The sequence below is a fragment of the Mucilaginibacter polytrichastri genome (genome assembly GCF_001911425.1).
GTDB lineage: Bacteria > Bacteroidota > Bacteroidia > Sphingobacteriales > Sphingobacteriaceae > Mucilaginibacter > Mucilaginibacter polytrichastri.
In genome coordinates this window covers 4,466,794-4,478,707 of sequence record NZ_MPPL01000001.1, presented here as the reverse complement: position 1 = coordinate 4,478,707, position 11,914 = coordinate 4,466,794, and the positions used below count along the sequence as shown (strand labels likewise).

The 11,914-nt window shown below is 40.4% G+C and carries 12 protein-coding genes and 1 tRNA gene; 8 read left to right on the top strand and 5 right to left on the bottom strand.

The window, feature by feature from the left end; genetic code table 11:
* Positions 1–101 precede the first annotated feature (101 nt).
* The 3 genes from RG47T_RS19220 to RG47T_RS19210 form a co-directional block, all read right to left on the bottom strand.
* Positions 102–668, bottom strand: coding sequence for a hypothetical protein (locus RG47T_RS19220; protein WP_139235734.1), 567 nt, complete (start codon positions 666–668; stop codon positions 102–104).
* Between the two features lie 378 nt (positions 669–1,046).
* On the bottom strand, positions 1,047–1,826 hold the full coding sequence (locus RG47T_RS19215; RefSeq protein ID WP_074491071.1) for an SDR family oxidoreductase: 780 nt from the start codon (positions 1,824–1,826) through the stop codon (positions 1,047–1,049).
* 52 nt (positions 1,827–1,878) lie between these two features.
* Positions 1,879–4,239 carry an efflux RND transporter permease subunit gene (locus RG47T_RS19210; RefSeq protein WP_074491070.1) on the bottom strand — a complete coding sequence of 787 codons (2,361 nt, stop codon included), beginning with the start codon at positions 4,237–4,239 and terminating at the stop codon, positions 1,879–1,881.
* A 157-nt stretch (positions 4,240–4,396) separates the two neighbouring features.
* On the opposite strand from RG47T_RS19210, the gene RG47T_RS19205 reads away from it, so the two are divergent.
* On the top strand, positions 4,397–4,741 hold the full coding sequence (locus RG47T_RS19205; RefSeq protein WP_216351080.1) for a diacylglycerol kinase family protein: 345 nt from the start codon (positions 4,397–4,399) through the stop codon (positions 4,739–4,741).
* Between the two features lie 3 nt (positions 4,742–4,744).
* A complete protein-coding gene (gene recO, locus RG47T_RS19200) occupies positions 4,745–5,470 on the top strand; it encodes a DNA repair protein RecO (protein WP_074491069.1) in 726 nt (241 codons plus the stop codon).
* Positions 5,471–5,515: 45 nt separating this feature from the next.
* Here recO and RG47T_RS19195 read toward each other — a convergent pair whose 3' ends face one another.
* Positions 5,516–5,788 carry a hypothetical protein gene (locus tag RG47T_RS19195; protein WP_074491068.1) on the bottom strand — a complete coding sequence of 91 codons (273 nt, stop codon included), beginning with the start codon at positions 5,786–5,788 and terminating at the stop codon, positions 5,516–5,518.
* A 166-nt stretch (positions 5,789–5,954) separates the two neighbouring features.
* On the opposite strand from RG47T_RS19195, the gene RG47T_RS19190 reads away from it, so the two are divergent.
* From RG47T_RS19190 to RG47T_RS19170, 4 genes are all read left to right on the top strand, one after another.
* A tRNA-Val gene (locus RG47T_RS19190) sits at positions 5,955–6,029 on the top strand.
* A gap of 210 nt (positions 6,030–6,239) precedes the next feature.
* Complete coding sequence (locus RG47T_RS27105; protein ID WP_074491067.1) at positions 6,240–6,938, top strand: ApeA N-terminal domain 1-containing protein; 699 nt, start codon at positions 6,240–6,242, stop codon at positions 6,936–6,938.
* 129 nt (positions 6,939–7,067) lie between these two features.
* Positions 7,068–7,544: a HEPN domain-containing protein gene (locus tag RG47T_RS27100; RefSeq protein WP_139235735.1), complete on the top strand. Its 477-nt coding sequence runs from the start codon at positions 7,068–7,070 to the stop codon at positions 7,542–7,544.
* A gap of 321 nt (positions 7,545–7,865) precedes the next feature.
* Positions 7,866–10,250, top strand: a complete 2,385-nt coding sequence (locus tag RG47T_RS19170) for a TonB-dependent receptor (RefSeq protein ID WP_074491064.1) — start codon at positions 7,866–7,868, stop codon at positions 10,248–10,250.
* Positions 10,251–10,332: 82 nt separating this feature from the next.
* Here the strand turns inward: RG47T_RS19170 and RG47T_RS19165 are convergent, their stop codons facing one another.
* Positions 10,333–11,076, bottom strand: coding sequence for a hypothetical protein (locus RG47T_RS19165; protein WP_074491063.1), 744 nt, complete (start codon positions 11,074–11,076; stop codon positions 10,333–10,335).
* Positions 11,077–11,399: 323 nt separating this feature from the next.
* On the opposite strand from RG47T_RS19165, the gene RG47T_RS26475 reads away from it, so the two are divergent.
* Together RG47T_RS26475 and RG47T_RS26470 are read left to right on the top strand one after the other, a co-directional pair.
* The gene (locus RG47T_RS26475; RefSeq protein WP_216351079.1) at positions 11,400–11,594 is read left to right on the top strand and encodes an Lrp/AsnC family transcriptional regulator; all 195 of its coding nucleotides are present in this window, start codon (positions 11,400–11,402) and stop codon (positions 11,592–11,594) included.
* Between the two features lie 21 nt (positions 11,595–11,615).
* Positions 11,616–11,861: an Lrp/AsnC ligand binding domain-containing protein gene (locus RG47T_RS26470; RefSeq protein WP_253187540.1), complete on the top strand. Its 246-nt coding sequence runs from the start codon at positions 11,616–11,618 to the stop codon at positions 11,859–11,861.
* The last annotated feature ends 53 nt before the right edge of the window (positions 11,862–11,914 follow it).

Sequence of the window (11,914 nt, the reverse complement as noted above, 5' to 3'; positions counted from 1 at the left end):
TAAGAGGTGCAAAAATACGGAAATTATATATTAAAAAGGAATTGCACCGCCTAATTCCCTTTAAAGCGGGGCATCCTGTTTGTTATGTTGTTGTGTGCTAATTAGCAGGGGGCATAAGCCGGTTCATGCGCCGGTTGTGATTCACCTGCCGGGATAAAAAACTGATCGAGCTGCAACATGCTTTGTTGGGCAATAAGGCCGCTTTTACAAAAACCGAGCAGATGCTTGCCGTCTAATTGGTTGTACAGATCTGTTAAACTATCATCATCCCCAATTTTTTGGATCATTAATGAATCATCCAAAATCTTAGTAATTGTTGCACCATGTTTTTGCAATAATGACCAGAGACTATCGCCCAATAATTGCAACGAAACCCTGTAGAAGCCTATTTTATTTAGCGGAACAATTTTAGCATCCCAGGCAAGCGCACGGTATACTTCAACAATGTTTTCGAGTTTGCGCAAAATGGTTTTGAGCTCTTTCGCCGGAATTACCACCTCGACTGTAATTAATACAATATCCTGGATATCGGTGCGTGAAACGTTTAAACAGCCGATCTGATAATCGCGCTTGTTGAAATGATTGAGGATCTGCGAGAGCAATCCCTTTTTGTCATTAGCGTAAATGGCGATGATGTTTTGCGTACCCATTATTGTTCGTGCTTTCATGTTTGATTGGTTTCTGGTCAAAAAAAAAGCCCTCCGGGTTTCGGAGGGCTTTTATATATAAATTGATTTATATTTTATATTACCCTCCATTTGTTGTAAATGACAGTCAGGATAATCAGCAGAATGCTCGCAACAAGCCCGGCAAATGCTGGCATTGCTGAAATTATTGGTAAGCTATTGTTCTGTTGTTTCATACTGTGGTTGGCAAGGTAGTTATTGAGAGAGATTTATGCAAATAAATATTTGGTCTCCCTGCGCGCGTTTGTAACGCGTGCTTAATAGGTTGGGCGTTTATTAACGCCCGTTAGTTGATGGGCATAGCAAATGTCCGCCAGGTTTCGCACGCGTCAAAAGACGCACGCGAAATAAAGCTAGACGCTAATATATCGCCCTGCTCGCACCTCCGTCAACCTGCAAAGTTACTCCACTAATATATGATGCCTGCTCTGATGCTAAAAATGCCACAGCGGCGGCAAACTCTTCGGGTTTGCCAATGCGGCCTAGCGGGATGCTCTTGGTTTTTTGTTTGATGGCCTCGTCAGGGTTTACATCTTTAGGTAAGGTGTGCTTAATCCTGTCGGTGAGGATTAAGCCTGGGGCTACATTATTTACAGTGATGTTATAAGGGCCAAACTCGTCGGCCATTAACTTAGCCATGCCAACTACGCCCATACGCATAGCGGTTGAGAGTACAGAGTTTTCTAAAACAGATTTAATAGAGCCGCTAACTATATTGATGATACGGCCGCCTGTATCTGATTTTTTCAGGTAAGGCAATGCCAGCCGGCTGTTACGTGCAAAGGCCAGTAAAATATCATCAAAGGCTTTCTTCCAGGCTTCGTCGTTAAAGTTCTCAAACTTATCAAAAGGTGGCCCACCGGTGTTGTTGATGAGTATGTCGATAGTACCGAATTTATCAACCGTTTGCCGGATGAGCGACTCGATATCTGCCGGGTTAGATACATCTGCAGCAATGCAGGTAACCTCGCGGCGGGTTAGCTTTTCTATCTCGGCGGCAGCCTCGTTTAGCTGATCTATATTGCGAGAGCTAATAACTACCGTTGCCCCCTCATTGGCTAATGTGGTGGCAATGGCTTTGCCCAGCCCTTTACTTGCTGCCAGTACAATGGCTATTTTGTTGCTTAGTTTTAAATCCATTTTATTTGAATAAGGCTAACGCAACAACAGTAAATACGGAGGCTTTGTTTAACTACAAAACGGGCGCTTCCATATCTGCAAGCGGCTCGGTAAGCACTGCTGTTTTTTTATTGCGTTTCTCTAAACTAAGTAAAAAAGCCGGCAATAAAGTAAGGTTGGTAATCATAGCGATTAGCAGGGTAATAGACAATAATATCCCTAACGCTACAGTACCACCAAAGGTAGATGCTGCAAAAATACCGAAGCCAAAAAATAGTACCGTTGCTATATAGATCATGCTGATGCCGGTTTCACGTATGGTATCAGATACTACCTGCGAGATGCTTTTGGTGCTGTTCCGCATTTCCTGGCGGTAGCGGGTTAGGAAGTAGATGGTTTGATCTGATGAGATCCCCATTGCGATACTGAAGATCAATATGGTCGATGGCTTTAACGGTATCCCAAAGAAACCCATAATGCCGGCAGTGATGATAAGCGGAATGATATTGGGCAATAAAGAGATCAGTACCATTTTTAACCCGCGGAACAAGACCCACATAATAATACCGATTAAGAAGATGGCTAAGGCCAGGCTCTCGTACAGGTTTTTGATGAGGTAGTTGTTGCCTTTTACAAAGATGACGCTCGAACCAGTTAGCTCTACGTGATAGTTTTTAGGGTTAAATATCGAATCGATGCGGGGCTGCAGTTCGGTAAAAAGGCTGTTTAGTTTTTTAGAACCGGCATCAACCATCTGGAAGCTGATGCGGGTGGTTTGCTTGGTGCTATCAAGGTAGTTTTTAAGCATACCGCTATTTGCACCACCCTTGCCGGAGTTGGCTGCATAACTGAGGATGAAGTTTTGCTCCAGCCCATCCGGTAAACGGTAAAACTCCGGCTTGCCGCCATAAAATCCCTGGGTGCTAAATTTAAGTACCTGGATTAATGATAACGACTTGCTGAACTCGGGGTAAGAGGAGATCAGATCTTCCAGCTTCTCTATCTTGCGCATGGTGGCCAGGTTCATCAATCCGTTTTTATGTTTCGATTCTACACTCACCTCCAGCGGTAGTACACCTTTAAAGCTGCTTTCAAAGAAACGTAAGTCGCTTAGTATTGAACTACTTTTGGGCAGATCATCAACAATGTAACCGTTTACGTTAATGCGGCTCATGCCGTAAAAGCAAATAATTACCAATACGGTGGTGGCTATATAAATGGCAGGGCGTGCATGCTGCACCAGGTAATCAATCTTAACTAAAAATAACCGGATCAGCTTTTGATCTTTAATGCCGCTTTGGCGTGGCTTAGGTGCAGGCAGATAGCTAAAAATAATAGGGATCAGCACCAGGCTTAATGCAAACGTAGCCATAATGCTTAATGAAGCTACAAGGCCAAACTCCATCAATATCTGGCTGTTGGTAAAGCATAATACACCAAACCCAATGGCCGTGGTTACGTTGGCAATAAAGGTTGTAATGCCTACTTTCTCTATTACGATGTAGAGCGACTTTATTTTATCGCCGGTTACACCAAATTCGTAGTAATATTTGTTGAGGATAAAAATACTGTTGGGGATACCAATAACCACCACCAGTGGTGGGATGATACCCGTAAGCAGGGTAATATTAAAATGGTTAAGCACCAATAAGCCCAGGCTCCAGATCACACCCAAAATCACCACAAATACCGGGAATATAACGGCATAACCAGTGCGGAAAAAAAGCAGCAGAATGATAGCGGTGATTAATAAGGATAAGCCTAAAAACAATACAAACTCGTGCGATACCAAATCGCTCACCACGGTGCGGATTAACGGCAGGCCGGATGCATGTACCTTGATGTGGTGCTTTTGCTCAAATATTTGAGCCTGGTGCATAATCTCTTTAATAACCGGGATACGGGCAGGGGAGTTAACCACTTTATTATCAAAGGTAATAGCCATTAAGGTCGACTTGTGGTCTTCGCTCAACACCAAACCATCATAAAACGGCAGGCCTAAAATCTGGTTACGCACACTGTCTACCTCCTGGTCTGAAGTTAGCTTATGGGTGATCAGCGGTTTCAGCACAAAGCGGTGCTGGATGGTATCTTTACCAAGGTTATAAATATTGGCAAGCGAAATAACCGCTTTAATACCATTTAAATGCTGCACGTTTTGGCCTAGCTGGTACCAATCATTGTAAATATCTTTCTGGAAAATATTGTCGGCTTTAAATCCCAAAACCAAAGCTGTGCCATCCTGCCCGAATTTGCTTTGAAATTGCTTGAACCTGATGTATGCAGAATCTGTAACCGGTAAAACTTTGCCGGCATTGTAGGTAAGCTTTACCTGGCTGGCTTTCCAGCCCATAAATACACTAAGCAGGGTAACTATAACGATAACCGCTAAACGGTTTTTGAGGATGAGATCAGCAATCTTTTTCCAGATCATGCTTTATAAAAATACTAATGAACAATGAGGCGGCAAAACTACAAAAATATTCAACGTAGAGATTTGAGGAACGAGAATGTGACAATGCGTTAGCTTTAGAGGCAGTTGTCTGTTGTCGGTTATCTGTTGTCGGGAACTAATATGTATTTTTGAGTTTATGAAAAAACTGATCGAAGGTTTTGGTTATGCTTTTAAAGGGTTGGGGTATGCCGCATCAACACAACTCAATTTCAGGATTCACTTGGTGGCTATGCTCGCGGCCATTGGGCTGGGCTTTTATCTGCATATCTCTACCGCCGAGTGGTGCTGGATTATTGCCTGCATTGCCGCCGTACTGATTACCGAACTGTTGAATACCGCTATCGAGATTCTGGTTGATCTGGTTTCGCCCGAATACAATGTTAAGGCGGGGCATATTAAAGATGTTTCGGCAGCGGCGGTATTAATCACCGCCATTTTTGCAGCTATTATTGGCGCTATTATTTTTATTCCGAAATTTTAAGCCATGCTGCACAAAACCCGCGGAATAGTTTTTAAGGTTACAGACTACCAGGAGAGCAGTGTGATTGTACAGATGTTTACCGAAAAATTCGGCATGCAATCATACATCATCAACGGCATTAAAAAGCCCAAGGCCAAAATCTCGCGCAATATGCTGCAGCCCCTGCATCTGCTGGATATGGTGGTTTACCACAAAGGTTACGATACCGTACAGCGCATTAAAGAATTAAAGAGCGCGCCCGTATTGCAAAGCATCCCTTATGATGTGGTAAAAAGCAGCATGGTGATGTTTTTAAATGAGGTACTGTACAAGGCCGTTAAAATGCAATCGCCAGACGAACAATTGTTCGATTATATATTTCACTCGGTAGAGTGGCTAGACCACAGAGCCAGTCAGCTTGTTAATTTTCATTTGGTGTTTCTGGCGGGTTTAACCCGGTATTTGGGGTTTTATCCGGATGATACCAACACCACAGACTGCGATTATTTTGACATGAAAGACGGTGTTTTTACCCGTTACAAACCCGAAGGCAGGCAGTATTTATCGGCACCACACACGCAAAACTTTTATGCGCTGTTAAAATATAGTTATGATAATATGAGCCAGCTAAAGCTGGCTAACGATGAGCGGCGTTACCTTATTAACAAGCTAATGGATTATTATGCCCAGCATATCGAGGGCTTCGGCAATATCCGATCTAACGAAATATTGGAAGAAGTGCTGAGCTAAAGGGGACATTAGCCGGTAACCTCAATGAATTACCGGCTAAATATGTTATTCGCTTGGGGTAGCAACAATGCTTCCGGTTGCATCTTGCCCAAGTACATTTTTACGTATAAAATCAATATTAGATGGTGGCAACTCCGGTCCCGATGTTTGTATCAGTGAGCCGTCCTGCTGTATTTCGAGGTCTGCATTAATATTATTGTCGATATGCAGATGTAAAATGTTTCCGTCTTTTTCTACGGTGCAATCTAATTCGCGCTCAGCGTAGCTCATGGTAAAATGCTTAGTACCATCGGGCGTGTTATTTGTGTTGTCAGTCATGGTGTTGATGTTTGTGTAGATAACAATAATAAGGTGCTGATGTTTTGTTTAGAATTGAGTGTTAAGTAATAATTGGCAGTAAATCAGCAGGTTAAAATGGAGTTAAATAAAAGTGAAATTTTATTTTGAATAACAAAACAAGCCTCCTATATTTGCAGTCCCAAAAGGGAGCTTAGCTCAGCTGGTTCAGAGCATCTGCCTTACAAGCAGAGGGTCACTGGTTCGAACCCAGTAGCTCCCACATAGAAAACCCTTCAGAGAAATCTGAAGGGTTTTTTGCTTATAACGTATTTTTATCACCATGTATTATGTTTATATACTTTGTTCAAAGTTATTGGATCGATATTATGTTGGTTCTACCGAAATATTGCCCATTTAGTGAGAATATATAATTCAAATCATAAAGGTTTTACTGGTATGAAGCAGGTGAATAGTAATATAAATTCTATATATGAAAGAAGTATTTGAAATTAAAGGTTATTGGTTTTTACCGAATGATCAAGATAACCGAGTAGCCGGAACATTATATTTTGTACCTAACGAGAGCATTACATTGGAGTTGATTGGATCATTTCATTTTTCTGAAGATCACTTAATATCGGTATTCAATCATGATTCTGAACCATTAACTATCATTCATGGTGAAAGTTCTGATGCTAAGCCGATTACATTAATCAACTGCAATTCGTACGGATCACTAAATTTTGATTGCTCTTTTGCGATGCAGAAATTCTCTGTGCAATATGTTTTAAAAGGATTACATATTAATAGCATATCAGATGATGTGTTTGCCGAAATAAGTGTAAGATTACCTTTATTAACTGCTTGGGTAAATAGTTACAGAATCGAATATTCGATACCATTTAAAAATGACAGAGCTAACGGATTTGAATTGAGTTATAACTTGGACAATATAAACCTTATTCCTGTTCAAATTGATAAAAATTTAAATCTTGAGCTTGAGTTTACTTGTTCTCCTCCTGGTACAGCATATGAAGAAGAACTAATTGTTAAACAAGCTTATCAATTAAATATCCGATCTAAAAAGGCAACATCTTTTCTAAAATTACTTCAAAAGGCCTCCAGATTTAATATATTCTTATCGCTCGGCACATTAAATACCATCTTTTATGAATCGATCTCTTTATAGAATCAGGATTATTATCAAGAATCAAATAGCGGCCATAAATATTACCATCCAATTGAACTTTTTTATAATCAGCATGGCAAAACAGTTCTTTCTAAAAAAAAACAAACCGACTTCTTGTTTACGTACGACGTGATCAAAAATAGCTTTGAAGTATTGATTAGAAAATGGTATTCTTTTGATTCTCAAATGGCACCAATCTTGAAACATTTGATTGCAAGCATTAAAGATAAAAACATTTTTGATACTGGTGATTTCCTAATAGTGGTGCAAGCGCTGGAGGGGTATGCAACAAGATTTCGCCCTGATTTCCCTAAAAAAAATAAATTAATTACTTTAAAGGAGCAATTGGAAAGTCTGTGGTTGGAATTTTCATTTGTTCCCTTTATAAGAAATTTAAATATAGATCTTGACATTATAGTTAATTCAAGACACTACTATTCACACTTCTTTCCTAAAAAGGCAAACGCACACGTAGCAGATGGTATAGAACTTTATCAATTAACTCAGCCATTGAAAATTATATTAATTTGTTGTGTTTTGAGTGAAACAGGATTTGATCAGCAAAGTATTTTAAACATTATGAATGCATACAAGAGCAGAACTTAATTGACAATTACACATATATATAGTTATTTTCAACGGGTAATTTTAAGAATTATCTATATCAAATTCGCAATTGCGTAAATCACTAATAAACGGGCGATTTTGCTCTGAATCGACCACATTAAATCCTTCAGATCTAAACCCGATTTGAACCTAGCAGCTTCCATATTTGGAACCTTAGCACATAGTATTTACTAATATAAATCCATCTGAAATCTGCTGAATGCAGCATTTGTTTGCTATTTTTTTAATTTTATTTAGACTTAATATAAATAAAATTATCTTTGTCGTGTCAAACATACACTTACACGAACTACGCTATTGATGAAATCTCTACTTCAAATTTTTATTGTTTTTTTATTGCTCGGTCCATTTACTTTACAAGCCCAAACTACAGGCAAAATTTCTGGTAAAGTACTGATGGTTGATGGAAGGCCCCTGGCTTCGGGCTCGGTATCTATTAAAGAACTTGCAAAAGGTACCCTTACGGACGAGCGCGGCAGCTATAGTTTTGTTAACATAGCCCCAGGCAACTACACCATAAAAATTCAGGTACTGGGTGCAGAAGAAAAGGACATTGCCGTAACGGTTATGGCCGATCAAACTGCTACTGTTGATTATCAGTTCCCCAAAGAAAACGTACAGGCACTGCAGGAGGTTGTGGTAACAACACCCACCAACAAGTTTTCTAAAAAAGAAAGTGTTTACATTGCACGCCTGCCTTTAAAAAACATCGAGAACCCACAGGTTTATAACTCGGTATCGAAAGAGCTGATACAGGAACAAATGGCGATTGACCTTGGTAGCGTTGCTAAAAACGTACCCGGTGCAGGTATCCCAACTATTGCCAATCAGGGCAGGGTAACCTTTCTTTCGCGTGGTTTCGAGACAGAGCCAAATGCCCGTAACGGTGTTGCCGGTGCTGCATTCGCATCGCTCGATCCGGTAAACCTGGAGCGTGTAGAGGCTATTAAAGGCCCTTCGGCAACCTTGTTTGGTACAAGTATATCCAGCAGTTATGGCGGTTTATATAACCGTGTTACCAAGAAGCCCTATAATGGCTTTGGCGGCGAAGTATCTTATTCTGGCGGCAGCTGGAACCTTAACCGTATAACTGCCGATATTAATACGCCTGTAAATGCAGATAAAACAGCATTATTCCGTTTAAATACAGCTACCACATTCCAAAAAAGTTTTCAGGATCTTGGTTTTACCAACAATATCAGCGTAATGCCAAGCTTCTCTTACCAGGTTAATGATCGTTTATCATTATTGCTCGATGTAGAATTTGGCCAGGAAAAAGGAACTTCTGTTGTGCGTTTTAACCCTTATACAGGTGGTACCAACGTGCGCACCTTAAACATTGCTACAATGGGTTTCCCTTATAACAAAACCTTTTTAAGCAATGACCTGCCTTATTCAACCCAAATGCTTAATGTTTTCGGGCAGGTAAATTATAAGATCTCCTCATCATGGACGTCACAAACCGTTATATCACGTGCACGCTCTACCATTAATGGTTATATAACAGCCTTAACCGGGCGCAGCGATGTAACACTGAGGCCGCAAATTATTGTGGGTAACACCTCTTTTATTGCAACTGATATTCAGCAGAACTTTATCGGCGATTTTAAAATTGCAGGTCACCGCAACCGTATCGTAGCTGGGTTAGATTATTACAACAATTCTAACAGCTTCGACCGTGTAACGGTTAATTACAACCAGACCATTAACTTCTTTAATCCGCCGTCTACTTACCGCATCAGTAAATTCAAAGTAGATTCATTAACCAGTACCGGCACTTTAAGAAAAGAAAATAACCACGATAATACCTATGCCAGCTATGTATCTGATGTGTTTAATATAACCGACAGGCTATCGGTAATGGCCAGCTTAAGGCTGGATCGTTACCAGTATGGGGGTGTTTACAATGTTACAACCGGTGTAACTGCCGGTGGTTTAGGTGCCAATGGCGTACAAACCGGCCCTTACGGACAAACCGCTTTATCCCAAAAAATGGGTGTGGTTTACGAAGTAGTAAAGGATAAAGTATCGGTATTTGGTAACTATATGAATGGTTTCTTTAACAAAAGTGGTGTATTTGCCGATGGCAGCCAGTTTAAACCAGAGCACGCCAACCAATTGGAGTTTGGTGTAAAAGGCGATATCATAGACCACAGATTGGTTGGTAGCGTTAGCTATTATGATATCCAGGTAAAAAATCAGATCAGGCCCGACCCTAATGACAGCCAGTATTCTGTACAGGATGGTACGCGTTTAAGCAAAGGTGTTGAGGTTGATTTAACTGCCAATCCTTTCCAGGGATTAAACATTGTTGCCGGTTATGCTTACAATGATAGTAAATTAACACATTCTGATGTTACTACCAATGGCTTGCGTCCCGCTTACTCGGGCCCTGCCAGGATGTTGAACTACTGGGTAAGCTATCGTATGCCCGAAGGCGACCTGAGAGGTTTGGGATTGGGTTTCGGCGGTAATTCTGGTAGCTCATCATACAATATAAACACAACCACGCTTAAGGTAGTTGTACCTGCTTATACCATATTAGATGCCAGTTTATTTTATGATCAGCCTAAATACCGTGTGGGCTTTAAGGTAAATAACCTTACAAGCGAGCAGGCATGGTCTTTAAGATTAACGCCACAGGCACCTGCCCAATTTATTGGCACGCTAACAGTGAAGTTTTAAAAATTTTTAACGGGTAAAAGTTAATGCCCAAATTGGTTTTAGGTACATTTATTTATTCCGCCCATTATTGTTTGCCGATGCTCTATTGGGTTATCGGCAAACAATAATTACAGCGATGCCTTACACTGGTATACGAAAGTGCTTTATAAGTACCTGTAACCGCATCATCCCAATCTTCCCTGATAATGTATGGCCCCGGCATAGTGATATTAAAAAATGCTTCGCCTTTCTCATCCACAGTCAGTTCTTTTTCCCAGTTTTCCGGGTTAAATACTCTCAATTTAGTGCCTTTCGCAGCAGGCTTTCCGTTGTTAAAGGCTTTTATATGGATTGTTTTTCCTTCGCGGCTGGTAACAATGTCTAAAAATTGTATTGGTATAGTCAGGGGAGTTATCGTTTCCACATCATAAGTCGCGGCGAGGTAATCTATAGGGCGTACGTTAATGCCTCCTGTTTTAGACCGGTCTACAACCGGGTGGCTGTCATTGATCCCTAAAATGCGATAGGTGCCTTTTTCTGTTGGTGTAAATTCTCCTGCCCAGCAATCTGCTTGCTGGGTAATGGCAAGCGGTACTTTTTGGCCGCCGGGGCTAATGAGCATAAATTTGAAATCGCCTGTAAGCTTCAACTCTTTGCCTGTATCACGATGGCGAATGCTGTACTCATCGATATTGCCATAACAAACCTCAACTTTTACTGTGTGGTTCAGTTTGCCCGAACCTTTTACATCCATCCAATAGGCCGCAGCCTTGCCGGTTAACGGCATGCAAAAAAGCAGGAATAGATTAAAAATAATTGCTGTCCTCATGGCAGCAAAAGTATCCATAGTATTTTAAAAAATAACAGGGCAGATTTGCGATGCAATACAAACCATGTAAACTATCCGTCAATTTTTTAGAGCCGATCTGAAATTAGCCGGTTATCAGGTTTTAGGCCGTGCAGATTTTTAACGCAGCGGGTAAAACGCTTTTTATCGATACAATTAGCCTTTATATCGATTTATGTATGAATTAATGAATAGGTGAAGTTCATTTGCAATCTTCTTAAAAAGGATAATCTATTACTTACAAGATAATAGGTCTTTCCTCACTATCCTTTGAAATACTTTCAGGGATTAACAGCGGTGTTACAGATTGATAATTAATGTAAATGGAAGGTATAGACGAAATCGATAAAGCAATTTTACGCAGACTACAATTAGACGCCAAAGTAACAATAAAAGAACTGGCTGCAGAACTGAAGCTAACAACCTCGCCGGTACATGAACGCATTAAACGGCTGGAGCATGCCGGATACATAGAAAACTACATTGCCGTATTAAACAAAAGTCTTTTAAAGCGCTAGGTTGTTTCCATTTGCCAGGTGGTGTTAGAGTCTCATAATGAAAATTTTATAGAAAAATTTCAGCAAGAGGTAGCTGCATTAGAGGAAGTACACGAATGCTTTCATATGTCTGGCAGTGTAGATTTCTTTTTAAAAATTTATGTAGGCACGCTGGAAGACTATCATGATTTTGTTAGATATAAGCTTTCTAAAATTAATAACGTCAAAACGCTTACGAGCACTTTTATTCTAAAAGAGATAAAGAACAACCTGGCCTATATCATTTAAATTATACGGCTGTAATTAAACTTTACCCGTATAGTTATATTATTAGGCTATAG